The 23,192-nt window shown below is 30.2% G+C and carries 27 protein-coding genes and 2 other annotated features; of the genes, 24 read left to right on the forward strand and 3 right to left on the reverse strand.

Translation table 11 applies throughout. The features are described 5' to 3' along the window. Window positions 1–9: 9 nt before the first annotated feature. From nrdR to rpmF, 17 genes are all read left to right on the forward strand, one after another. Window positions 10–486, forward strand: a complete 477-nt coding sequence (nrdR, locus tag MOO46_RS01370; RefSeq protein WP_249511243.1) for a transcriptional regulator NrdR — start codon at window positions 10–12, stop codon at window positions 484–486. After that, a complete protein-coding gene (locus MOO46_RS01375; protein ID WP_249511244.1) occupies window positions 486–1,850 on the forward strand; it encodes a replication initiation and membrane attachment family protein in 1,365 nt (454 codons plus the stop codon). The genes nrdR and MOO46_RS01375 overlap by 1 nt, the downstream gene beginning before the upstream one ends. After that, window positions 1,850–2,782 (forward strand): primosomal protein DnaI, encoded by a 933-nt coding sequence (gene dnaI / locus MOO46_RS01380; RefSeq protein ID WP_249511245.1) that lies wholly within the window; start codon window positions 1,850–1,852, stop codon window positions 2,780–2,782. The genes MOO46_RS01375 and dnaI overlap by 1 nt, the downstream gene beginning before the upstream one ends. Before the next feature lie 329 nt (window positions 2,783–3,111). After that, on the forward strand, window positions 3,112–5,058 hold the full coding sequence (gene thrS / locus MOO46_RS01385) for a threonine--tRNA ligase (RefSeq protein ID WP_249511246.1): 1,947 nt from the start codon (window positions 3,112–3,114) through the stop codon (window positions 5,056–5,058). A gap of 40 nt (window positions 5,059–5,098) precedes the next feature. Then, window positions 5,099–5,229 (forward strand) — a sequence feature (ribosomal protein L20 leader region). A 36-nt stretch (window positions 5,230–5,265) separates the two neighbouring features. Continuing rightward, a complete protein-coding gene (infC, locus tag MOO46_RS01390) occupies window positions 5,266–5,775 on the forward strand; it encodes a translation initiation factor IF-3 (RefSeq protein ID WP_249511247.1) in 510 nt (169 codons plus the stop codon). Between the two features lie 45 nt (window positions 5,776–5,820). Continuing rightward, entirely contained in the window at window positions 5,821–6,009 is a 189-nt protein-coding gene (rpmI, locus tag MOO46_RS01395; RefSeq protein WP_249511248.1) for a 50S ribosomal protein L35, read from the forward strand. A 33-nt stretch (window positions 6,010–6,042) separates the two neighbouring features. Next, window positions 6,043–6,399: a 50S ribosomal protein L20 gene (rplT, locus tag MOO46_RS01400; protein ID WP_249511249.1), complete on the forward strand. Its 357-nt coding sequence runs from the start codon at window positions 6,043–6,045 to the stop codon at window positions 6,397–6,399. Window positions 6,400–6,523: 124 nt separating this feature from the next. Further along, the gene (locus tag MOO46_RS01405) at window positions 6,524–7,054 is read left to right on the forward strand and encodes a YqeG family HAD IIIA-type phosphatase (RefSeq protein ID WP_249511250.1); all 531 of its coding nucleotides are present in this window, start codon (window positions 6,524–6,526) and stop codon (window positions 7,052–7,054) included. Beyond that, window positions 7,047–8,174, forward strand: coding sequence for a ribosome biogenesis GTPase YqeH (gene yqeH / locus MOO46_RS01410; RefSeq protein WP_249511251.1), 1,128 nt, complete (start codon window positions 7,047–7,049; stop codon window positions 8,172–8,174). The genes MOO46_RS01405 and yqeH overlap by 8 nt, the downstream gene beginning before the upstream one ends. Window positions 8,175–8,188: 14 nt before the next feature. Further along, a complete protein-coding gene (gene yhbY / locus MOO46_RS01415) occupies window positions 8,189–8,500 on the forward strand; it encodes a ribosome assembly RNA-binding protein YhbY (RefSeq protein WP_249511252.1) in 312 nt (103 codons plus the stop codon). A 19-nt stretch (window positions 8,501–8,519) separates the two neighbouring features. Then, window positions 8,520–9,116, forward strand: coding sequence for a nicotinate-nucleotide adenylyltransferase (locus MOO46_RS01420; protein ID WP_249511253.1), 597 nt, complete (start codon window positions 8,520–8,522; stop codon window positions 9,114–9,116). Further along, on the forward strand, window positions 9,109–9,720 hold the full coding sequence (gene yqeK, locus MOO46_RS01425; protein WP_249511254.1) for a bis(5'-nucleosyl)-tetraphosphatase (symmetrical) YqeK: 612 nt from the start codon (window positions 9,109–9,111) through the stop codon (window positions 9,718–9,720). The genes MOO46_RS01420 and yqeK overlap by 8 nt, the downstream gene beginning before the upstream one ends. A 17-nt stretch (window positions 9,721–9,737) precedes the next feature. Next, complete coding sequence (gene rsfS / locus MOO46_RS01430; protein ID WP_249511255.1) at window positions 9,738–10,091, forward strand: ribosome silencing factor; 354 nt, start codon at window positions 9,738–9,740, stop codon at window positions 10,089–10,091. A gap of 1 nt (window position 10,092) precedes the next feature. Beyond that, window positions 10,093–10,827: a class I SAM-dependent DNA methyltransferase gene (locus MOO46_RS01435; protein WP_249511256.1), complete on the forward strand. Its 735-nt coding sequence runs from the start codon at window positions 10,093–10,095 to the stop codon at window positions 10,825–10,827. A 5-nt stretch (window positions 10,828–10,832) separates the two neighbouring features. Next, entirely contained in the window at window positions 10,833–11,957 is a 1,125-nt protein-coding gene (locus MOO46_RS01440; protein ID WP_249511257.1) for a nucleotidyltransferase, read from the forward strand. Between the two features lie 83 nt (window positions 11,958–12,040). Further along, a complete protein-coding gene (locus MOO46_RS01445) occupies window positions 12,041–12,595 on the forward strand; it encodes a DUF177 domain-containing protein (protein ID WP_249511258.1) in 555 nt (184 codons plus the stop codon). 65 nt (window positions 12,596–12,660) lie between these two features. Beyond that, window positions 12,661–12,840, forward strand: coding sequence for a 50S ribosomal protein L32 (gene rpmF / locus MOO46_RS01450; protein WP_249511259.1), 180 nt, complete (start codon window positions 12,661–12,663; stop codon window positions 12,838–12,840). A 92-nt stretch (window positions 12,841–12,932) separates the two neighbouring features. On the opposite strand, the gene adhP is transcribed toward rpmF, so the two are convergent. Beyond that, entirely contained in the window at window positions 12,933–13,949 is a 1,017-nt protein-coding gene (adhP, locus tag MOO46_RS01455) for an alcohol dehydrogenase AdhP (protein WP_249511260.1), read from the reverse strand. Window positions 13,950–14,191: 242 nt separating this feature from the next. Between adhP and MOO46_RS01460 the strand changes: the two genes are divergently transcribed. Continuing rightward, a complete protein-coding gene (locus MOO46_RS01460; protein ID WP_249511261.1) occupies window positions 14,192–14,878 on the forward strand; it encodes a response regulator transcription factor in 687 nt (228 codons plus the stop codon). After that, a complete protein-coding gene (locus MOO46_RS01465; RefSeq protein WP_249511262.1) occupies window positions 14,875–16,413 on the forward strand; it encodes a HAMP domain-containing histidine kinase in 1,539 nt (512 codons plus the stop codon). The genes MOO46_RS01460 and MOO46_RS01465 overlap by 4 nt, the downstream gene beginning before the upstream one ends. 41 nt (window positions 16,414–16,454) lie before the next feature. On the opposite strand, the gene yidC is transcribed toward MOO46_RS01465, so the two are convergent. Together yidC and MOO46_RS01475 are read right to left on the reverse strand one after the other, a co-directional pair. After that, entirely contained in the window at window positions 16,455–17,369 is a 915-nt protein-coding gene (yidC, locus tag MOO46_RS01470) for a membrane protein insertase YidC (RefSeq protein ID WP_249511263.1), read from the reverse strand. A gap of 63 nt (window positions 17,370–17,432) precedes the next feature. Continuing rightward, window positions 17,433–17,708, reverse strand: a complete 276-nt coding sequence (locus MOO46_RS01475) for an acylphosphatase (RefSeq protein ID WP_249511264.1) — start codon at window positions 17,706–17,708, stop codon at window positions 17,433–17,435. Window positions 17,709–17,792: 84 nt separating this feature from the next. Between MOO46_RS01475 and MOO46_RS01480 the strand changes: the two genes are divergently transcribed. The 5 genes from MOO46_RS01480 to pheT all read left to right on the forward strand — a co-directional run bounded on the left by MOO46_RS01480 (window position 17,793) and on the right by pheT (window position 23,191). Beyond that, window positions 17,793–18,563 (forward strand): TrmH family RNA methyltransferase, encoded by a 771-nt coding sequence (locus tag MOO46_RS01480; protein ID WP_249511265.1) that lies wholly within the window; start codon window positions 17,793–17,795, stop codon window positions 18,561–18,563. 32 nt (window positions 18,564–18,595) lie between these two features. After that, entirely contained in the window at window positions 18,596–19,081 is a 486-nt protein-coding gene (locus MOO46_RS01485) for an HD domain-containing protein (RefSeq protein WP_249511266.1), read from the forward strand. 11 nt (window positions 19,082–19,092) lie between these two features. Continuing rightward, window positions 19,093–19,437: a winged helix-turn-helix transcriptional regulator gene (locus MOO46_RS01490; protein WP_396121408.1), complete on the forward strand. Its 345-nt coding sequence runs from the start codon at window positions 19,093–19,095 to the stop codon at window positions 19,435–19,437. Window positions 19,438–19,478: 41 nt separating this feature from the next. Beyond that, window positions 19,479–19,691, forward strand: a binding site (T-box leader). Between the two features lie 35 nt (window positions 19,692–19,726). Then, window positions 19,727–20,767 carry a phenylalanine--tRNA ligase subunit alpha gene (pheS, locus tag MOO46_RS01495; RefSeq protein WP_249511268.1) on the forward strand — a complete coding sequence of 347 codons (1,041 nt, stop codon included), beginning with the start codon at window positions 19,727–19,729 and terminating at the stop codon, window positions 20,765–20,767. Window positions 20,768–20,779: 12 nt separating this feature from the next. Continuing rightward, the gene (gene pheT, locus MOO46_RS01500) at window positions 20,780–23,191 is read left to right on the forward strand and encodes a phenylalanine--tRNA ligase subunit beta (RefSeq protein ID WP_249511269.1); all 2,412 of its coding nucleotides are present in this window, start codon (window positions 20,780–20,782) and stop codon (window positions 23,189–23,191) included. The last annotated feature ends 1 nt before the right edge of the window (window position 23,192 follow it).

Below are 23,192 nucleotides of genomic sequence, written 5' to 3' on the forward strand. Positions count from 1 at the left end.
TGACAGTTAATGCAATGTCCTCATTGCCATAAAAATTCATCTAGAGTGGTCGATAGCCGTCCTACTGAAAATGGCCAAGTTATTCGTCGCCGTAGAGAGTGTGAAAAGTGTGGTTATCGCTATACTACTTTTGAAAGAATTGAACAAACACCATTATTGGTAGTTAAGAATAATGGTAATCGTGAAGAATTTAATAGAGAAAAAATATTACGTGGAATTATTAGATCTGCGGAAAAAAGACCAGTTTCTATGGATTCAATGAAAGAAATTGTAGATAATGTTGAAAGTAAAATTAGATCAATGGGAGAAAATGAAATTCCTAGTCAATCTATTGGTGAGTATGTAATGAAAGAGCTTGTTAATGTTGATGAAATTGCTTATATTAGATTTGCAAGTGTTTATCGTCAATTCAAAGATATGACGGTCTTTTATAATGAACTAAAAGAGGTTATTGATAAAGATCATCAAAAGAATGATGGTAAATAATGATGGAGAATTGCTCTAAGCTGAATCCACAAGATAATTTTCAAATTTTTTCTAGCTATTATAATATTTCTGACATTGAAAGAGAATCATTAGACATGTTATATCAACCAATAATTGGGATTAATGCATATGCGTTGATCAATTGTTTTTGGAGAATGTATGAACATGATACCGATTTTTCAATGCATGCTAATTTTGAATTACTAGCATATTTAAATATAGATATTAAAGCATTTTATGAAGCTAGACTAAAATTAGAAGGATCAGGGTTAATTAAGACATACATTAAAGATAATAAGTATGTTTATCGCTTGGTTAATCCTTTAAATCCAACTGAATTTTTTAAAGATGATTTATTAAGTGTTACACTTTTACAAATTGTTGGAGAAAATCGATATACAGATTTATCAAATTCTTTAGTTAATGATACTTTATCTTTAGACGGGTTTGATGACATATCTAAAAACTTCCTTCAAGTATTTAATATTAAGGGGAGCGAGTTATCTAAGACACCTGATGTTATCAATCAAACTAAAGAAATGATTAATGATTATGAAGATAAAGGATCAAATAAACCAAATATAGATGACGATTTTGATTTTAGTTTGATATTATCTATTTTAGAGAGTTCTTTTGTTAACTTGAACGATGTTAAAAAAAATCATGAATTAATTAATTCTGAGCATCTTTTATATGGGATTGATGAAACAAATATGGCGCGTTTAATTGAAAGATCAACTAATGTTAACAACAATGTTTTTGATCCTAAAAAATTAAAAATATTAGCTGATCGACAATTTAATAATCAAAACAGTGTTCAAGAAGACAATCGTAAAACATATATTCCAGAAGATACACAAAAGTTAGATAATTCTGAAAAACAAATTGTTGAGATGGCTCAAGAATATTCACCGATTGATTTTTTGCAAGGACTCAAGGTTCAAGTGGATGGTTTTGTTCACGATAATGAAGTTAGGACAATTCGTGATGTGATTGAAGTTTCTGTACTAAAACCTGAAGTAATTAATATGATTACTTATCATATTATTATTGATCAAAAAAAATCTGGACTAAGTAGAAACTTATTTACAACGATTGCTGATAATTGGTCACAGAAGGGCGTTCGCACTGCTGAAGACGCAATCACTGAAATTCGCAATCGTAAAAAAAGTAATGATGAAAAAAAACGTGAACGAAAACGTAATTATCGAAAACCAATTAAGGAAGAATTACCTGATTGGGCTAAAAAAAGTAATTCTACTAAAAAAAATGTATCTATCGATAATAATTTAAGCAATTCTAGAAGAAAAGAATTAGATGATAAACTGAAAAAAATTAGAAGCTGGAGAAAAGAGGGAAGATAATGGAAAATTTAAGTGACGAATTATCTAACTTAATGATTAATAAAAAATTTGGTGAACGATTTAAATCATTAGCTAATGAAGTTTTTCAAGATAAAGAGGTTAAAAGATTTTTAAGTAGTCATAATGATGAATTAGATCATTCTACGATTATTAAATCAATTTCTAAGCTATATGAATTTGTTAGAGAACGTAATAAGGTTAATTCTGGTGAAGAATCAACTATTCCTGGATATCAGCCAAAATTAGAACTAAGCAAAAATGCAATCAACGTTGCATATGTTCCAACTAAAGAAAAAATTGAATCGATAAGGGCTAATAAAATGTTAAAAAAAATGCATTTAGTTGCTTTACCTGACGCTTTACGTAAAATTAATTTTGATTCTTTTTATAATGATAACAATCAAATTAGAGCAAATGCTTATGATAATTGTTTACAATTTATTAGTGATTATGAAGAGAATCCTAAATCTTACCATCAGGGTATATATCTGTATGGTGAATTTGGTGTTGGCAAAACATTTTTAATGGCAGCTATGGCTAATGAGTTAGTCAAAAATGGTCATGAAGTAATGCTATTGCATTTTCCTAGTTTTGTTACTAATATCAAAGGTTCAATTCAAAATAATACAGTTTCTAAAAAAGTTGGTAAAATTAAAATGACACCTTTGTTAATATTAGATGATATTGGTGCTGATGATATGTCTTCTTGGATTAGGGATGATATTTTTAGTGTTATTTTAGAATATCGAATGCAAAATGAATTACCTACTTTCTTCACTTCTAATTATTCGATGGATCAATTTGAAAATAATCACTTGAAGTTTAATAATAAGGGTGATGAAGAACCTTTAAAAGCACAAAGAATTATGCAAAGAATACACTTTTTATCAAAAGAAGTTCAAATGACTGGATATAATCGTCGCCCTCAATAATTTTAACTTGACAATTTAACTTTAAATGATGATAATAGTAGTTAATTAGAAGATATGACTTATCTTGATCTATTACAGGGAAAGAAAACATTTACTGGAAGTTTTCTTATTTAATCACTTTAAGTTACCACTTCTTAAATTTCTAAAGGATAATTTTAGAACGGGTAGTTTCCGTTACTTACTATTTATGAGGTCCATAATTTTAATTTATGGATAGAATTCGGGTGGAACCACGTAAATTACGTCCCTAGTATTACACTTTTTGTGTAGTGCTAGGGGCTTTTTTGTTTTTAACTTCCCGTTTAAAAATTTAAAGAGGAGAGATATTTATGGCTAGCCTTTCTTTTGAATTCCCAGATGGAAATGTAAAAGATTTTGATGAAGGTGTAACTACTGAAGATATTGCTAAATCAATTTCTATTAGTTTAGCTAAAAAAGCTGTAGCTGGTAAGATTGATGGTGAAATGGTAGACGTTGATTTACCATTACAATCAGGTGGAAAAATTGAAATTGTTACTAAAGATAGTGATGATGGTTTGAAGGTATTACGTCAAACTGCAGCTCAATTATTAAAAGCAGCTTTAGCAGATCAATTTACTAACATTCAATTTGGTGAAAGTAATACTAACGATGATGGTTTTTTTGTTGATACTGATAAACGTGAAACTCAAGTTAGTGCTGATGAATTACCACAACTTGAAGAACGTATGAACAAAATGGTTAAAGATAACGTTAAAATTGAACGTAAAGTTCTAAGTCTAGAAGATGCATTAAAACAAGTTGATGGTGATCCATACCAAGCCAAATTAGTTAATAAGTTAGCTAAAGATAACAAAGTAGTCTTTTATCAAATTGGCGATTATTTAGGATTAGGCGAAGGCGCTGTTATGTCTTCTGCTAAACCACTAAAAGCCTTTAAGTTACTATCAGTTGCCGGTGCTTATTGGGAAGGTAAATCATCAAACCCAATGTTACAAAGAATTTTTGCAACTGCTTTTTATAAAAAAGCCAACTTGGAAGATGATTTAAACAGACGTCAAGAAGCTAAAGAACGTGATCATCGTGTTATTGGTAATAAATTAGATTTATTCTTTGTTGATCCTAAAGTTGGTGCTGGTTTAGCATACTGGATGCCTAATGGTGCAACTGTTCGTCGTGTTGTTGAAAGATATATTGTTGATAAGGAACTAGCAAATGGTTATGAACATGTTATTACGCCTGTTCTTATGAATTTAAATGCTTACAAGACATCTGGTCACTGGGATCATTATCGTGATGATATGTTCCCCCCAATGGATATGGGTGAAGGTGAAGAACTTGAATTACGTCCCATGAACTGTCCAAGTCATATTCAAATTTACAAACACCATATTCGTTCATATCGTGAATTACCAATTCGTATTGCTGAATTAGGTATGATGCATAGATACGAAAAATCTGGAGCTTTATCTGGACTACAACGTGTTCGTGAAATGACATTAAATGATGGTCATACCTTCTTAGGTGTTGAACAAATTCAAGATGAATTTAAAAAGGTTCTTCATTTAATGACTGAAGTATACAAAGATTTTGATATTAGTAACTATCACTTTAGATTAAGTTATCGTGATCCTAAAAACACTGAAAAATATTTTGATGATGACGAAATGTGGAATAAATCTCAATCTATGCTTAAAGGTGCTATGGATGATCTTGGATTAGACTATGTTGAAGCAGAAGGTGAAGCAGCTTTCTATGGTCCTAAGCTAGATGTTCAAACATACACAGCAATGGGTAATGAAGAAACCTTATCAACTATTCAATTGGACTTTATGTTACCTGAAAGATTTGATTTACATTATGTTGGTGAAGATGGTCAAGAACATCGTCCAGTTATGATGCATCGTGGCTTAGTTTCAACGATGGAAAGATTTATTGCTTACTTAATTGAAGTATATAAAGGTGCATTCCCTACATGGTTGGCTCCACATCAAGTTAAAATTATTCCTGTAAGTATGGATAAACATGGTGATTATGCTAAAGAAATTAATGAAAAATTAGTTCAAATGGGAATTCGTTCAAGTGTTGATGATCGTAATGAAAAGATGGGTTATTTAATCCGTGATGCTCAAACCAATAAAACCCCATACACATTGGTTGTTGGTGATAATGAAATGAATTCTCAAAGTGTATCAGTTCGTAAATACAGTGAACAAGATAGTAAAGATGAATTATTTGAAGATTTTGCAAAAGAAATTAAAAATGATATTGCTAATTATTCAAGAGGAAATGAATAATTTGTTGACAAGCATATTATAATTTGATATTATTAGTTTATTGAAAAAGCAGAAGCCTTCCCGCTTCTCGCCTAAGTGATAATTAAGTTGCTAGGCATGATATCGGATAAACCTTTGTACAGCAAAGGACAAATGCGGGAGCCTTCTTGGCTTCCGCATTTTTTCTGCTTTTAATATACTTGGAGGTGAATTACCATAGCAAACGATATGATGGTTAATGATGGAATTCGAGCACGTGAAGTTCGTTTAATTGGTGCAAATGGTGATCAATTAGGAGTTAAATCAACATCAGAAGCGATGAAACTTGCTGAAGATGCAGGCTTAGATCTTGTAGTTGTTGCTCCTAAGGCTAAACCAATGGTTGCTAAAGTATTGGATTACGGTAAATACCGCTTTGAACAACAAAAGAAAGCTCGTCAAGCTCGTAAGAAACAAAAAGTTGTCAGTGTTAAGGAAATTAGACTTAGCCCAACTATTGATACTAATGATTTTAATACTAAATTAAAAAGAACTAAGACATTCTTGTCAAAAGGTGAAAAGGTTCGTGTATCAATTCGTTTCAAGGGACGTGCCATCACACATAAGGAAATAGGTCGTGATGTTTTAAACAGAATGGCAGATTCTACATCAGATGTTGCTAATGTTACCCAACGAGCAAAAATGGACGGTAGAAGTATGTTCCTAATGCTCGCACCTAAATCAAGCGATAAAAAATAGTTAGTATTTATTAATACTTTAAAGAAATTAAGGGAGGATTTTATAATGCCAAAGACTAAAACAAACCGTGCTATTGCTAAGCGTTTCAAAAAAACTGCTAAGGGTGGTTTAAAGAGTGCCAACGCTTATACAAGTCACCGTTTTCATGGTAAAACTAAGAAACAACGTCGTAACTTACGTGGAACTAGCATGATTAACAAAACTACTGCTAGCAAATACGAAAAAATGTTTTAATTAATTGAAACACAATTTTAGGAGGATTTAAACATGCCAAGAGTTAAGGGTGGAACAGTTACTCACGCACGTCGTAAACGTGTTTTAAAAGAAGCAAAGGGTTACCGTGAAGGTAAACATAGTCTATTTAAGACTGCTAAAGATCAAGTTATGAAGTCACGTGAATATGCTTTCCGTGATCGTAAAGCAAACAAGAGTAATTTCAGAAGATTATGGATTGCTCGTATTAACGCTGCAGCTCGTATGAATGGATTAAGCTACAGTAAGTTAATGCACGGTCTAAAACTTTCAAATATTGAAATGAACCGTAAAATGTTAGCTGATTTAGCAGTAAATGATGAAAAAGCATTTGCTTCATTAGCAGAAACTGCTAAGAAGGCTGTTAAATAAGTTTTATATACAATCAAAACTTTCACCACTTAACGTAAGTAGGTGGGAGTTTTTTTCTTATTAATTGAGTATTTATTCTACTCAATTAATTATACATACTTTAGTTAGAGGAGTTAGCTATATAATGATATCTAAATTTAAACCAACATGGATGATACCAATGATATATAATATATCACCAATTAAATTAGAAGACATGGGAATTAAAGCTGTATTTACAGACTTAGATAATACTTTAATTCCTTGGAATAATCCATATGGAACTCCTCAACTAAGAAATTGGCTTAAGAAATTAAAAAAACATAATATTAGATTAGTTGTAATTTCTAATAATAAGCACTCAAGGGTAAAAAAAGCCTTGGAAATGTTGAATTTAGATTTTATTTCCCGATCGTTTAAGCCTTTGCCTAAGGGTATTGATAGAGCTTTAAATAAATATCATTTAGACAAAAAACAAGTTATAATGGTTGGAGATCAATTGTTAACAGATGTTTGGGCATCAAATAATGCAGGCGTTAGAAGCGTTTTAGTTAAACCGCTTATTTCAACTGATGCCTGGAATACTAAGCCTAATCGTTTTATCGAAAAGAAAATTTGGAAAAAATTATTAAAAAAATATAATGATTTAGAATGGCAGGAGGATATTAATGACTGAAAATATATCTAATGAAGATTTACGTTGTATTGGATGTGGTTCTGAGATACAAACTGACGACAAAAATGCTTTGGGTTATACGCCTAGTTCTGCTCTAGAAAAAGCTAAAGATACTGGTGAAATTTATTGTCAAAGATGTTTTAGACTACGCCATTATAATGAAATTTCACCAGTTAGTCTTACTGACGATGACTTTCTAGCCTTATTGAATCAAATAAGAGAAGCTAATGCTTTAATTGTTTATTTGGTGGATATTTTTGACTTCAATGGTAGTTTGATCCCCGGATTACATCGTTTTGTTGGTGATAATCCAGTAATGTTAGTAGGTAACAAAGCCGATTTATTACCTAAGTCACTAAAAAATAGTAAATTAAAAGATTGGATTAGACAACGTTCAAATGAAGCTGGAATTAGACCAATTGATGTAGAATTAGTATCGGCAAAAACTAATGAATCTGTTGATAGTTTGCTTGAAAATATCGATAAATATCGTAAGAATCGTGATGTTTATGTTGTAGGTGTTACTAATGTTGGTAAGTCTACCTTAATAAATCAAATCATTAGACAAAATACGGGTATTAAAGAGCTTATTACTACTTCTAGATTTCCTGGAACCACTTTGGATAAAATAAGTATTGATTTAGAAGATGGACATAAATTAATTGATACCCCAGGAATTATTCATCAAGAACAAATGGCTCATTATTTAAATGGAAAAGATTTAAAAATAGTTGAACCACAAAAACAAATCAAACCTAAAGTTTATCAATTAAATCCAGAACAAACGCTCTTCTTTGGTGGGGTTGCTAGATTTGATTATGTTAATGGTGACAAGAAACATGGCTTTACAGTTTATGTAGAAAATGATTTATTTATTCACCGTACCAAGTTAATCAATGCAGATAACTTTTATGAAAAACATTTTGGTGAAATGTTAACGCCACCTAGCGAAGATTCAATAAAAGAATTTCCTGAATTAGTTCGTTATGAATTTAAAACGGATCAAAAAAGTGATTTAGTGATTGAAGGATTAGGTTGGATTACTGTACCATCAGGAGTTGTAGTTGCTGGATGGGCCCCTAAAGGTGTATCTGTATTATTAAGAAGAGCAATGATTTAAAAAGGAGAACATGAATGAATTTAAGAGGTAAACAAAAACGTTATTTAAGATCACAAGCTAATCGTATGAATCCACTATTTTCAGTAGGTAAAAATGGATTAAATGATATTTGGTTGGAGCAAGTATTGGATGCATTGCAAAGAAGAGAATTAATCAAGATTAATATTCAACAAAATGCTGATGAAGATGTTGATGATGTTAAATCATTTATTGAAGAAAATAGTGATATTAATGTTGTTCAAACAATTGGTAAAACTTTATTGTTGTTTATGCCTGCAAGTAAGGAAAAGTTTCAAAATTATTCTGTAGAAGTAAAACATATCTAAAGAAGGTGTATAAAGTACAATGGTTAATAAAGTTGTACAAAAAAAGCCAAAGAAGAAAATTGGTATTTTAGGTGGTACATTTAATCCTATTCATAATGGACATTTATTTATTGCAGAACAAGTAAGAACTCAACTTAATTTAGATAAAGTCTTTTTTATGCCTGATTATAAACCGCCACATATTGATTCCAAAAATGCAATTGATTCAACCTATCGTGTACAGATGGTTAATTTAGCAATCAAAGATAATCCTTATTTTGCAACATCAATGGACGAAATTAATCGTAAAGGTAAAAGTTACACATATGATACAATGGTTACTCTAAACAAAAACAACCCCAATGTTGAATATTATTTTATTATTGGTGGAGATATGGTTAACTATCTACCCAAATGGTATAAAATTAATGAACTAAATAATATTGTTAATTTTGTTGGTGTTCAGAGAGATGGATATAGTACAGAGTCTCCATATAGAGTTATTAACATTGATATACCTAAATTAGATATTTCTTCAACTTTGATACGCAATCACATTAAAAAAGGAAATTCAGTCCGCTACTTGATTCCAAATGCAGTTTTGGATTATATAAAGGAGCATCATATTTATGAATGAAATTAAACTAACATATAAAGAAAACGTTGTTCCATACACTAGAGAAGAACTAGTTAATAAGTTAAGAAGCTCATTAAAGACATCTAGGTTTGAACATGTGTTGAGAGTAGAGCAAATGGCAATTAAGCTAGCCAAATTAAATGGGTATGATGAAGAATTAGCTAGTATTGCTGGATTAGTACATGATTATGCAAAACAACGTCCAGATGAAGATTTTATCGCAACAATCAAAAAATACCATTTAGACGAAGATTTATTAAAATATGGAAATGCAATTTGGCATGGTGCTGTTGGATATTTATTAGTTGAACATGAACTGGGGATTTATAACGAACTAGTACTAAACGCTGTTAAATATCACACCACCGGTGCTAATTATATGTCAACTTTGGATCAAATTGTATACATGGCTGATTATATTGAAATGGGACGTGACTTTCCAGGCGTAGATGATGCCAGAAAAATTACATTTAATAATTTACAAGATGGTGTTGCATATCAAACTAAGCATACTTTAAATTATTTAATTAGTAATAATAAATCAGTTTATCCTAAAACTATAGATACTTATAATCAATGGGTCGTTAATTCAAATATAAAATAATAAGGAGAATTTTATAAATGAGTAGTCAAAATAAGCTAGAGATAGTAGTAAAAGCTGCAGCAAGTAAAAGAGCTAATAATATAGTTGCATTAAATGTTCGCAAAGTTAGTTTAATGTCAGACTATTTTGTTATTATGGATGCTAATTCAAATCGTCAAGTTAAATCAATTGCTGATGAAATTGTTGATCAAGCAGAAGAAAACAGATTTGAAGTTCAACAAGTTGAAGGCAAAGATACTGCAAAATGGATTTTAGTTGATTTGGGAGACGTAATCGTACATGTTTTCCAAAGTGATGAGAGAGAATATTATAATTTAGAAAAATTATGGTCTGATGCACCATCTGTTAATATTGATGAATGGACAAAGTAATATGATTTATCAAAAATTTGCTGAATTATACGATGAATTATTTGATCCAACCATGTATGATAAATGGTTGGATTTTGTTAAATCTAATGTAAATAAATCAAATGATATATTAGATATTGCTTGTGGTACCGGTAGACTAATATCTTTAATGGAATCTGAAGGATATAAAATTAGTGGTATGGATATTTCATCTGATATGTTAACAATGGCTGAAAATAATTTTAGTAATCACAATAAAAATATCCAGTTAATTCAAGGAGATATGTTAAATCTATCTTCTTTTCCAAATTATGATACGATAACTTGTTTTGATGATTCATTATGTTATTTGGACGATATTTTAGCGGTAGAAAAAGCATTTATAAATGTTTTTAATCATTTAAATGAAAATGGAAAATATCTATTTGATGTAATTACTCCTTATCAAACTGATGTAGTTTATCCAGGGTATATGTATAATTATCACGATGATGATCGTGCTTTTATGTGGACCTCTTATGTTGGAGATAAGCCACATTCGGTTGAACATGATTTATCATTTTTTAATTATAATTATTCAATTGATGCTTATGATGCATTTAGTGAATTACATCATGAAAGAACATATGATTTAAATGAATATCTTAAAAAGTTAAAAAATGCCGGATTTGAAAATGTTAATGTTTATAGTGATTTTGGTAAAGAGAAAATATCTAAAGATACAACTAGATGGTTTTTTGTTTGTGAGAAGGGCTAATTGATATGCTGAAAGCTGTAGGAATTATAAGTGAATATAATCCTTTTCATAATGGACACTTATATCATATAAAAAAAGCTAAGGCTTTAACCCATGCTGATATTTGTGTTGTTTTAATGAGTGGAAATTGGGTACAAAGAGGACAACCAGCTATTTTAGATAAATGGGATAGAACCCAAATGGCGCTTGATAATGGAGCTGATTTAGTCTTAGAATTACCATTTCAATTTGCAGTGCAACCAGTAGATATATTTGCTAAATATTCAGTAAATATTTTAGGTAGCCTTAATTGTACGTGGCTTTCATTTGGAAGTGAGAATCCTAATTTAAATTTTTATGAATTATCTAAAATTTTAGTTAATGATCATAAATTATTTCAAGATTATAATCATACTTACTCATCTTTAATTAAAACTGCATTTTTAAACAAAACGGGAGTAATGATTGATAGTCCTAATGATACATTGGGGCTTAATTATGCTACTTATAATAATGAGTTAAATAATTCTATGAAATTAGTCCCCATTAAGAGAAAAGATAGTAATCATAGTGATACAGAATTGTCATTTGATAGTATTTCTAGTGCATCATCTATCAGAAAAAATATTAAACAATTTCAGAAAATTGCTCCTTTTGTTCCGCAAAAGACTTTTGATTTATTAAAAAATCATCAATGCATAAATTGGAATGTTTTTTGGGATTATTTAAAGTACAAAATTTTAACATCCTCTTTGGATGATTTAAAAAATATTTATCAAATGAATGAGGGACTAGAGCATCGTTTTAAAAAATATATATATGAATCTAATGATTTTGAACATTTTTTAAATAAATTAAAAACAAAACGTTACACATATGCTAGATTAAGAAGGCTGTGTGTCTACACTCTTTTAAATTTTAAACGTTCAGATTTTTTTAAATCGCAGCAATATGTAAGAATATTGGGCTTTAATGGCTTAGGTAGATCTTATTTAAGGCAAGAAAAGAAACATGTAAATATGGAAGTCATTTCTAAACCTAATAAGAAATTACTTAGCAATGAACTGTTGTTTGACTATCGAGCTGGAAATGTATATAGTATTGCAAGTGAAAAATATGAAGATTTATATAGAATTCCATTAATATTTTAGAATTTCAGGTATCAAGGAAAACACCTTGACAAACTATTATATTACTATGTATAATTAACGTCGTTGCATTAGGAGGTAAACCTATGAAATGGGTATTAAAAGAATTATCAGATTACAAGAATGAACCACTTTCTGTTAGTGAAAAGTTGGATTTATCCCAAGATATAATGGATAGATATAGTAAATATGTCATTTCTGCAAAAGATAAATTCGATGTGGATGCTTATGTATTCTATGACAATGGTAATGCTATTGTTAATGCTCATGTTCGAGGTAACATTGTGGTTCCTTCGTCTAGATCATTAACTCCTGTAAACTTACCATTAGATTTTAAAATCGATGAAGTTTATGTTGATACTAAAGCTCAACTAAAGAAGTATGAAGAAGATGATGAAGCTGCATTTTTATTAGAAGATGATGATGTTATTGATTTTGATAAATCAGTAGCTGATAATATCATTTTACAGATTCCAATGCATATTCTGTCACCTGAGGAAAAAAACGGAAGTAAAATGCCTGAAGGCAATGATTGGGAAGTTATTTCTGAAGAAGAATATGAAACTCAGAAGGCGGATAATAAAAAGGTAGATCCACGTCTTGCTAAGTTGAAAGAGCTATTTAACGATAGTGATAAATAATTGGTAAGGCTTAAAAATTTTTCACTAGTGGATGTTTTATTTTTAATATAAAGGGGGTCTTTGCATTGGCTGTACCAAAGAGAAAAACTTCAAAAGCTAAAAAAGGTATGCGTCGTGGTCACATTAAGTTGACTCAACCAAGTTTGAGTGCTTGCCCAAACTGTGGTGAATTACGTAAACCTCACATGGTATGTCCTAGTTGTGGATACTATGATGGAAAACAAGTTGTTAAAACTAACGACTAATTTTTTAAAACAACCAGATCACCATGGAATCTGGTTGTTTTTTTGTATATAAAAAGAGCTTAACTTTATTGTTTAAGCTCTTTTTAGTTTGATTATTTTGTAAAATCAATAACCATTCTACCAACAATCTTATTGTTTTTCATATCATCGATAATGTCGTTAATGTCTTCTAATTTACAAGTTTGTACAATTGGCTTAACTTTACCTTCACTACCAAATTGGAAAGTTTCAGTTAAGTCTTGTCTAGTTCCAACTAAAGAACCTGCTACTTGGATACCATCTAAGACAGTTTTATCAATGTTTAAAGCCATGTCACCTTTAGGTAGAGCAACAGCAACTAACTTTCCATCAGGTCTTAAAGCGTTAACTGCAGTTGTGAAAGCATCTTTGTTAACAGCAGTGACAACAGAACTATGAACACCACCAACTTTATCCTGAATTGTTTTTGCAACATCTTCATCATGACGATTAATTAATAAGTCAGCACCATTTTCTTTTGCTGCTTTTAATTTTTCATCATTACCATCAACAACAGCCACATGAGCATTAAATACATTGTGTGCAAATTGTACAGCTAGATTTCCTAATCCACCAGCACCAACAACTTCATTCCATTGACCGGGTCTTAAATTACCAACTTTTAACGCTTTGTAAGTTGTCACTCCAGCACATGTTAGTGAAGTAGCTTCAATTGGATCTAAGTTGTCAGGAACTTTAACGGCATAGTCAGCATCAACAATAACCTGTTCAGCCATAGCTCCATCCATTGTAAATCCAGCATTTTCAACATTACGGCACAATGTTTCACGACCAGTTAAGCAATATTCACAATGTCCACATCCCTTAAAGAACCAAGCGATTGAAACACGATCGCCAATCTTTAAATTAGTAACATCTTCGGCAACTTTTGATACTCTACCAACACCTTCATGTCCAATAATTCTGCCAGGGACCTTACCAAAATCACCAGAAGCAACATGCAAATCTGTATGACAAAGTCCACAGTATTCTACATCAACTAAAGCTTCACCATTGTTAATTTCTCTTAAATTAACATCCTTAATATCTACGTATCCATCTGAATTATCTCTAACTACAGCAGCCTTCATAATTTTTCCTCTATTCTTTATAGTTTAAACAATAAAGATTATAAATAATATTACATATATTATCAATAAAATTTATAAATGAAATTGAAATCATAATTATTGCAAAACAGTTTAATTATAATTAATATTATATTCTTTAATAATAATATTTGTCTTTATGCCACTACTATTGCTGTTTTTATTATGATAAAATATATTAGTATAATATTAAGATGTTAGAAAATTTGTAGAGGTGTACTATTATGAGTAGAATTTTAATAGTTGAAGACGAAAAAAGTTTATCTAGATTCGTTGAACTAGAGTTAAAGCATGAAGGATATGATGCGACTGTTGCATCTGATGGTAGAGAAGGACTAGATGAAGCTATCAATGGTGATTTTGATTTGATTTTACTTGATTTAATGCTTCCCAAACTAAATGGTATGGAAGTTGCCAGAAGACTAAGAGAAAAAAAGAATACTCCAATTATAATCATGACAGCAAGAGACTCAGTTATTGACAGAGTTTCTGGTTTTGATCATGGAGCAGACGATTACATAGTAAAACCATTTGCAATCGAAGAATTATTAGCTCGTGTTCGTGCTTTATTACGTCGTATCAATATTGAAGGGGACGAAAAAACTGAAAATCAAAAAGTAGTTCACTTTAAAGATATTACTGTGGAAAAAGAAAGTCGTATTGTTAAACGTGGCGATGATATTATTGATTTAACAAAACGTGAGTATGAGTTGTTATTGACATTGATGGAAAATGTTAATGTTGTTTTAGCTAGAGACGTTCTTTTAAACAAAGTATGGGGATACGAATCTAATGCTGAAACCAACGTAGTTGATGTATATGTTAGATATCTAAGAAATAAAATTGATCGTAGTGACCAGAAAAGTTACATTCAAACTGTCAGAGGTACTGGGTACGTGATGAGATCATGATTTTAAAAAATGATGATGACATTAATCATCATGAACATAATAAAAAATATTTATCTTTAAAATGGAAATGGTCTATTGGATCTGCCATAATAATATTTTTAATATTATCTATTTTTTCTTTTCTTATATATGATCGCTTCTCAGATGTACTGTTAAGTCAAGAGACTGCACATACTAGTGAAACTCTTGATTCCATCTCTGGAAGACTAACTAAATTTAATGATACTTTATCTGAAAAAGAAGTTATTAGTATACTGATTCCTCAGAATGAAAAAATTAAAAATCATAAAGAATTAGGTAAAGTATCCTCTAACTCGATTTTTAGTAGTATTTCTAAGGACGATATCGTTGTTAATGTCTTTGATAAAGATGCCAATTCTATATTTTTCTCTAAGGAAACTCCTAAGCAACTTATAAATATTAAACATATAAATAATAGGGTTAAAGAACGTGTTAATTACTCTAATCATTCTTCATTGATTGAAGAAACTCCTATATATTCTAAAGTTGATGGTAAAAAGATTGGCTATTTAAGGATAATAAACAATCTTAATGATTATCGTGTTTATACACGTAAATTATTTATTATATTGATAGTTATTTTGTTATTAGGAATTTTCTTTGCATCATTATTATCTTATATATTAGCAGCTTATATGCTAAGGCCAATTAAGATAATTTCTAATACTATAAATAGTGTTAATGATTCGCCTAAAACTGAAGTAAGGGTTCCTGATTTACATCAAAATGATGAATTATCTGATTTAGGTAATTTGTTTAATGATATGTTGGATACGATGCAAAGATATATTGATCAGCAGCAACAATTTGTTGGGGATGTTTCACATGAGTTAAGAACTCCCGTTGCTGTAATTCAAGGTCATCTAGATATGCTTTCTCGTTGGGGAAAAGACGATCCAGAAATACTGAATGAATCTATTAAATCTTCTGTTGATGAAATAAATAGAATGAAAAGTTTAGTTCAGGAAATGTTAGATTTATCCAGAGCAGAGCAAGTTGAGATTAACTATAATAATAAACTAACTGATGTTCAAGACATAGTTCATCAGGAATATAATGATTTTAAAATGATTCACCCAGATTATACATTTAACTTGGATGATGATATTGATGATGAAACTATTATTCAAATCTATCGTAATCATTTAGAACAAATTTTGATTATTCTTCTTGATAATGCTGTTAAATATTCTACTAAGCGAAAAGAAATTCATATATCTTTATCGATTAAATATCGATATGTAGATATAGCCGTTCAAGATTTTGGTGAGGGTATTAACGAAGAAAGTATTAATAAAATTTTTAATCGATTTTATAGAGTTGATAAAGCTAGAAGTCGTGATCAAGGTGGAAATGGTTTAGGATTATCCATCGCTAAGCGTTTAGTTGAAGCCTATCACGGTAAAATCTCTGTTGAAAGTTCAGCCGGGTATGGATCTATTTTCACAATTTCTTTTCCAATTTTAACCCAAGATAAGATTGAGCATATTAAAAATATTGATAATAAAGAATAATAAAAAGGGTTGTTACTAATATCAGTAAACAACCCTTTTTATTATTCTTTATTTTGTTTTCCAGAATTTCTTTTTCTTAAATCATTATCAATCTTTTTTGGCTCTTCTTTTACTGAAGTTGTTTCTTCTTTAGTAATATCATGTATTTTTTGTTCTGCTTGTTTAGCTTGTTCTTTTGCTTGTGCAGCAACTTCTTTTTTAATCTTTGGTCGATATAAATTCATTATAACTGTTTGAATACATGCAAAAATACCACTTACAAAGAAATAAAATCCTAATCCTGCAGGAGCACTAAATGTTACTAAAACAATCATGACAGGAGTGATGTATGACATCATTTTCATTTGTTTCTTTTGATCTTCAGGTAATCCTAAGGTCATTAAATATCCTTGAATAATATACGCTACAAATGATAGAGCAACTAAAATTAAACTTTTATCACCAAGTTTAATCCCTAAAAACATTGTATGTGAAACTTCTGGAGAATATCTAATACCGTTATATAGTGCAATATATACTGGCATTTGAATTAGTAAAGGTAAACAACCAATTCCACCAGTCATACTTATATTATTGTCACGATATAGTTTCATCATTTCTTGTTGAATCTGCATTTGTTCTTCTTTAGAACTTGCATTTCTTTGACGTTCTTGAATGTTTTTCATCTGAGGTCTAACAAGGCTCATTTTTTCTTGCATCATTGTGGATTTTTTCATTTGACTGATCATAGCTGGTAATAGAACCATTCTGACTATGACAGTTAATAAAATGATTGCCCAACCGTAACCACCAACAAATTTAGACATAAAGTCTAAAATATGCTGTGCGGGTAATGCTAAATATTCATATGTTAATCCATATGGTTTGCCAGATGAATCTTGTCTTACACATCCAGATAAGGCCAATGCAGACAATCCAACCAATGAAAGAACACTATACTTCTTTAAATTCTTCATTAATAATAAAAACCTTTCTTAATTTTTTTTACTTACTAATAATACCAGAAAAGCACAATTATATTAAATTTTAATTGAAAAATTTTGATAGTCTTTATAATTTAATATTTCTTTTTTTATTTTCACAACATTTATTATTGAACTGCTTGAATTCTTTATTTGTTTAAGAAATTTTGAAATATCATCATTTTTTATACTAGCAATTATTTTAACAGAACCATCTGATAAATTTTGCACGTAACCTTGCACATTTAGTTTATCTGCAATTTCTTTTACCGACCATCTAAAACCAACACCTTGAACTGTTCCAGTTACAATTAATTTAATAGTTTTTTTCATTGTTATCACTCCTTTTGCAATCATTCATATATTATTATAAAATAATATGAATAAGTTAGTATTAAAAAGGGGCTATTCCTTACTATGGAAAAAATAACTTCTGTTAAAAATAGCAGAATAAAAGAATGGAAAAAATTAAAAAGTAAAAAAGGTAGAGAAAAACACTCTCTTTATATATTAGAAAGTTGGCATTTAGTTAGTGAAGCATTAGATTCAAATCAAGATGTTCAAGTTATTTTAACGACACCAAAGCAATTTGAATTGCATAATGAAGAACTAATCAATTACTCTAAAGAAATAATTGAAATTAATGATGAAATAGCTAACGATTTAGGCTCTACAATTACACCACAAGGTATTTTTGCAATTGTAGGATTACCTTCTTCAAATATTATTGAAAATGAAAATATTGATGGTTCATGGTTATTGTTAGACAATATTCAGGATCCTGGTAATATTGGAACAATGGTTAGAACTGCCGATGCAGCTGGAATGAATGGCGTTATTTTTGGTGAAGGCACTTCTAATCAATTTAACCCCAAGGTTCTTAGAGCAATGCAGGGAAGTCAATTTCATTTAAAAATAATTGAAGGTGATTTAAATCATTGGATAGATAAATTAAAAGAAAATAAACTACCTATATACGGTAGTGAGCTTAATGATGAAGCGTCAATTTATAGTGACATTAAGCCTTCCAGACAGTTTGCTTTAATTATGGGAAATGAAGGTAATGGGATGCAGAAAAAATTACTTGATATTACCACTAAGAATCTATATATTCCCATTAAAGGAAATGCAGAATCTTTAAATGTTGCAATTGCTGCAGGTGTTCTAATGTTTCATCTACAAAAATAATAAATTAATGATTATAAGGAGATAATTTAATTATGGCTGATGACTCATGGAAAAATGATAAATTATATATGTCATATGTTTCTGATCTATTAGCATCTCCAATGGTAATAGATTTAGCCAATTATACACAGCATCATTCTTCTACAAGGCTAAAACATTGTATTGATGTATCATATGAAAGTTATAAAATTGCTAAACGTTTTAATTTGGATTCTAGATCTACCGCTAGAGGTGGACTTCTACATGATTTATTTTATTATGATTGGCGATTGGATAAGTTTCACTTAGGCTCACATGCCTATATGCACCCAAGAATTGCATTAAGAAATGCTCAAAAAATAACTAAATTAAATGATAAAGAAAAAGATATTATTATTAAGCATATGTGGGGTCTAACATTAAGTAAACCAAAATATTCTGAAAGTGTGATTGTTTCACTCATTGATGACTATGATGCTATTAGAGAGTATTTTGCCCCAAAGTATCGTAATTTAAAACAAATATTTGAAAAGTATTAATAGGAGGGATAATGAATTTGTCTACCAATAGTCAATTAAAATCTTCAACTAATTGTAATTTATGTCCTAAATTTGAAAAAACATTTTCCATTTTAGGTAAAAAGTGGAATGGTTTAATTATTGAAACGCTCCTTAATGGTCCTCAAAGATTTAAAAACATTTCTAATAGTATTGATAAATGCAGTGATAGGGTTCTAGTTGAAAGATTAAAAGAGCTAGAAAAAGATGATATTGTAGCCAGAAAAACTTTTAAAGATTCTTCGCTAATTCAATATGAGTTAACTAATAGAGGTAAAGATTTAGAACCTATAATGGATGAAGTTCATAACTGGGCAGATAAATGGTTTAATTTGTGAAACCGGTCTTGACCTGTTCCTTTATTTGCATTATTATTCTATTAAGAGTGTAGAAGAAAAATTAGTAGACTAATTATTTACAGAAAGATTTCATTTGCTGAGAGTAATCGTATATTAGTTGAATTCATTTTCTGAGCTGATATTGGGAGTTATTTATTAACGAAAAATTTTCCGGTTAATCACCGTTATTGAAATTAAGTGTATGAGTTTAATACTCATAAACTAGGGTGGTACCGCGAAGCTTCGTCCCTTTTAGGGATGAGGCTTTTTTTATTGAAGGGAGAAATTTATGAGTCTAAAAAATGATTTGACCGAGTTACGCGATAAAGGTCTAGAAAATATTAAAAGTGCAACTGATATTAAAAAAATGAATGATGAAATTAAAGTTCATTTATTGGGTAAAAAAGGACTAATTACAAAGGCTTTAAGAGGTATTAAAGATTTACCAGTTGAAGAACGTCCTAAAGTTGGTAGTTATGCAAATAAGATTCGTGATGATATTCAATTAGCTTTGGATAAAAAGCAATCTGAATTAGAAAAGATTGCCTTAAATAAACAATTAGCTGCTGAAAAAATTGATGTTACTTTACCTGGTGATCCGATTGCTAAAGGGCATCCCCATGTTATTCAATCAATCATTGATGAAATTTCAGATATGTTTATTGGCATGGGATATGAAGTTTTAAGCGGTCCTGAAGTTGAAGAAGATAAGTATAATTTTGAAATGATGAACTTACCTAAAGATCATCCTGCAAGAGATATGCAAGACACTTTTTACATTACAAAAGAAATTTTAATGAGAACACAAACTTCTCCTATGCAAGCTAGAACTTTGGAAAAACATGATTTTAATAAAGGTCCTTTAAAAATGATTTCACCTGGGGTTGTATATCGCCGTGATACTGACGATCCTACTCATTCACACCAATTCCACCAAGTGGAAGGAATTGTGATTGATAAGCATATTACAATGGCAGATTTAAAAGGGACTTTAGAATATTTATTACATCAATTATTTGGTGACAAATATGATATTAGATTAAGACCAAGTTATTTTCCATTTACAGAGCCATCAGTTGAAGCCGATGTAACTTGTTTTAAGTGTAATGGTAAAGGTTGTGACGTATGTAAAAATACTGGTTGGATTGAAGTCTTAGGTGCTGGGATGGTACATCCTAATGTTCTGAATATGGCAGGCGTTGATTCAGATACTTATGGTGGATTTGCCTTCGGATTAGGTCCAGATCGTTTTGCAATGCTTAAATATGGTGTTGACGATATTCGTGATTTTTATTTAAATGATGTTCGCTTCCTATCACAATTTAATTAAGGAGAATTTTATATGAAAGTATCTTATAAATGGCTTAAGGAATATATTGATTTAGATATTCCTGCAAAAGATTTAGCCGAAAAAATAGAACGTTCTTCAGTAGAAGTTGATTCTGTTGATAAACCTAGTGAGGGACTAAAAAAAATAGTTGTTGGACAAATCCTTAGCTTGGAAGACCATCCTGATTCAGATCATCTACATGTATGTCAAATCGATGTTGGTGAAGACGAACCTATTCAAATTGTTTGTGGTGCTCCCAATGTTGAAAAGGGTAAGAAAGTAATTGTTGCATTATCTGGTGCTCGAATTGCTGATAATATAAAAATTAAGAAATCTAAAATGCGTGGTATTCAATCTAATGGGATGCTATGTGCTTTAGATGAAATAGGTTTTCCAAAAGATGTTGTTCCTAAGGAATGGGCTGATGGAATTTACTTTCTACCTGATGATGCCAAAAATGGTGATGATGTATACTCATATATTGGTATGGATGATGAACTAATCGACTTAGATGTTACTCCTAATCGTGGTGATATGTTAAGCATATATGGAACTCTTCATGATTTGTCTGCTATTTATAATAAGCATGTAAATTATGATGATGTTACAGTTAAAGAAACTTCTGGTAAGAAAACATCAGATCAAGTTAACAGCGATGTTGATGAAAATATTGCTCCAATCTATAAAAATCGGATTGTCAATAATGTGAATATTAAATCTAGTCCACTATGGTTACAAATTCGTTTATGGAATGCTGGAATTAAACCCATTAATAATATTATCGATATTACTAATTATGTAATGCTAAAATTTGGTCAACCTATGCATGCTTATGATTTAGATAAGCTAAATGGTAATAAAGTTACTGTAAGAAATGCCAAAAAGGGTGAAAAAATTACTACATTAGGTGAAGATAATTTAAATCTCGATGAAAAAGATATTATCATTGCTGATGATCGTCCAATTGCATTAGCAGGTGTAATTGGTGGCCTAGATACATCAATTACTAAGGAAACTAAAAATGTTTTATTTGAATGTGCAGTTTTTGATCCTATTAAAGTAAGAAAAATGGCACGTAAGCATGTTATACACACTGAGGCTTCCCAAAGATTTGAACGTGGTGTTAATCATAGTGGTTTAGATGAAGCTATGGAAAACGCTTGCCAAATGAGTAATGAATTAGCGAATGGTGATGTTTGCGATGATATTTTAGATGGAACTGAATACAAAATTTCACCAGTAGTTGTTGAAATTACTTTAACGAAAATTAATCATATTTTGGGGACCCATCTTTCTTACGAACAAGTTCAAGATATATTTGAAAGATTAGGATTTATTGTTCATAGAAATGATGATTCATTTTCAGTTACTGTTCCTGTCAGACGTGGGGATATTCATATTGATGCTGATTTGATTGAAGAAGTTGCGAGAATTTATGGTTATGATAATTTACCATCTACTTTGCCTACAACTACTATGACTACTGGTAAACTTCAACCTAAACAACAATTGATGAGAGATAGTAGACATATTCTTGAGGGACTAGGTTTAACCCATGCAATTTCATATGCTCTAACTACCTCAGAAAAAGCTAATATGTTTATGATGCAAAATTCGTTTGAAACTAATCTTAGTTATCCTATGACTAATGATCATGAAACTTTAAGAATGAACTTATTAACCGGTTTATTAGATGATATCGCTTATAACAAGGCAAGAAATGTTAGCGACGTTGCTTTATATGAACAAGGCCGTGTATTTTATAAGGATACTAAAGACCAAGTTAAGCCTTCAGAAATTGAACATATTGCTGGTGCTATTTCAGGCTCATTAATATCAAGTAATTGGGATGAAAACAATAAAGAAGTAGATTTTTACCAAATTAAAGGAATTGTAAATAAGTATCTAGAAACTATTGGTTTTAATGGACAAATTGATTATGTATCTAATGCAGAATACCCAGAAATGCATCCTGGTAGAACTGCTGATATTATGATTCATGGTCATTATGTTGGCTTTGTTGGAGAAGTACATCCTAATATTGCAAAACAATTTAAGATTAATGATACTTATGTTTTCGACTTAAACTTAGATAGCTTAAATGATTTACCTAAGTCAGATCAAAGTTATGAATCTATTTCTAAATATCCATCTATTTCAAGAGATATCGCATTGTTAGTAGATGACAATATTACAAATTCTGATATTGTTAAGGTAATTGAAAAACGTGGTGGCGCATTCTTAAAAGAAGTTAATATTTTTGATGTTTATAATGGTGAACATGTTCCAGAAGGTAAAAAATCAATGGCCTATAATCTAGTATTCCAAAATAAACGTGATACTCTAGTAGACGATGATGTTAATAAAGTTATGGACAAGATTCAAAGGAATTTAGAAAAAGAATTCGATGTTGAAGTTCGTTAAT

The organism is Apilactobacillus apisilvae, assembly GCF_023380225.1.
GTDB lineage: Bacteria > Bacillota > Bacilli > Lactobacillales > Lactobacillaceae > Apilactobacillus > Apilactobacillus apisilvae.

Bases quoted from the DNA above. Each gene is read 5' to 3' on its own strand.
- nrdR (WP_249511243.1), top strand. From the start codon at position 10: ATGCAATGTCCTCATTGCCATAAAAATTCATCTAGAGTGGTCGATAGC.
- MOO46_RS01375 (WP_249511244.1), top strand. From the start codon at position 486: ATGATGGAGAATTGCTCTAAGCTGAATCCACAAGATAATTTTCAAATT.
- dnaI (WP_249511245.1), top strand. From the start codon at position 1,850: ATGGAAAATTTAAGTGACGAATTATCTAACTTAATGATTAATAAAAAA.
- thrS (WP_249511246.1), top strand. From the start codon at position 3,112: ATGGCTAGCCTTTCTTTTGAATTCCCAGATGGAAATGTAAAAGATTTT.
- infC (WP_249511247.1), top strand. From the start codon at position 5,266: ATGATGGTTAATGATGGAATTCGAGCACGTGAAGTTCGTTTAATTGGT.
- rpmI (WP_249511248.1), top strand. From the start codon at position 5,821: ATGCCAAAGACTAAAACAAACCGTGCTATTGCTAAGCGTTTCAAAAAA.
- rplT (WP_249511249.1), top strand. From the start codon at position 6,043: ATGCCAAGAGTTAAGGGTGGAACAGTTACTCACGCACGTCGTAAACGT.
- MOO46_RS01405 (WP_249511250.1), top strand. From the start codon at position 6,524: ATGATATCTAAATTTAAACCAACATGGATGATACCAATGATATATAAT.
- yqeH (WP_249511251.1), top strand. From the start codon at position 7,047: ATGACTGAAAATATATCTAATGAAGATTTACGTTGTATTGGATGTGGT.
- yhbY (WP_249511252.1), top strand. From the start codon at position 8,189: ATGAATTTAAGAGGTAAACAAAAACGTTATTTAAGATCACAAGCTAAT.
- MOO46_RS01420 (WP_249511253.1), top strand. From the start codon at position 8,520: ATGGTTAATAAAGTTGTACAAAAAAAGCCAAAGAAGAAAATTGGTATT.
- yqeK (WP_249511254.1), top strand. From the start codon at position 9,109: ATGAATGAAATTAAACTAACATATAAAGAAAACGTTGTTCCATACACT.
- rsfS (WP_249511255.1), top strand. From the start codon at position 9,738: ATGAGTAGTCAAAATAAGCTAGAGATAGTAGTAAAAGCTGCAGCAAGT.
- MOO46_RS01435 (WP_249511256.1), top strand. From the start codon at position 10,093: ATGATTTATCAAAAATTTGCTGAATTATACGATGAATTATTTGATCCA.
- MOO46_RS01440 (WP_249511257.1), top strand. From the start codon at position 10,833: ATGCTGAAAGCTGTAGGAATTATAAGTGAATATAATCCTTTTCATAAT.
- MOO46_RS01445 (WP_249511258.1), top strand. From the start codon at position 12,041: ATGAAATGGGTATTAAAAGAATTATCAGATTACAAGAATGAACCACTT.
- adhP (WP_249511260.1), bottom strand. From the start codon at position 13,949: ATGAAGGCTGCTGTAGTTAGAGATAATTCAGATGGATACGTAGATATT.
- MOO46_RS01460 (WP_249511261.1), top strand. From the start codon at position 14,192: ATGAGTAGAATTTTAATAGTTGAAGACGAAAAAAGTTTATCTAGATTC.
- MOO46_RS01465 (WP_249511262.1), top strand. From the start codon at position 14,875: ATGATTTTAAAAAATGATGATGACATTAATCATCATGAACATAATAAA.
- yidC (WP_249511263.1), bottom strand. From the start codon at position 17,369: ATGAAGAATTTAAAGAAGTATAGTGTTCTTTCATTGGTTGGATTGTCT.
- MOO46_RS01475 (WP_249511264.1), bottom strand. From the start codon at position 17,708: ATGAAAAAAACTATTAAATTAATTGTAACTGGAACAGTTCAAGGTGTT.
- MOO46_RS01480 (WP_249511265.1), top strand. From the start codon at position 17,793: ATGGAAAAAATAACTTCTGTTAAAAATAGCAGAATAAAAGAATGGAAA.
- MOO46_RS01485 (WP_249511266.1), top strand. From the start codon at position 18,596: ATGGCTGATGACTCATGGAAAAATGATAAATTATATATGTCATATGTT.
- MOO46_RS01490 (WP_396121408.1), top strand. From the start codon at position 19,093: ATGAATTTGTCTACCAATAGTCAATTAAAATCTTCAACTAATTGTAAT.
- pheS (WP_249511268.1), top strand. From the start codon at position 19,727: ATGAGTCTAAAAAATGATTTGACCGAGTTACGCGATAAAGGTCTAGAA.
- pheT (WP_249511269.1), top strand. From the start codon at position 20,780: ATGAAAGTATCTTATAAATGGCTTAAGGAATATATTGATTTAGATATT.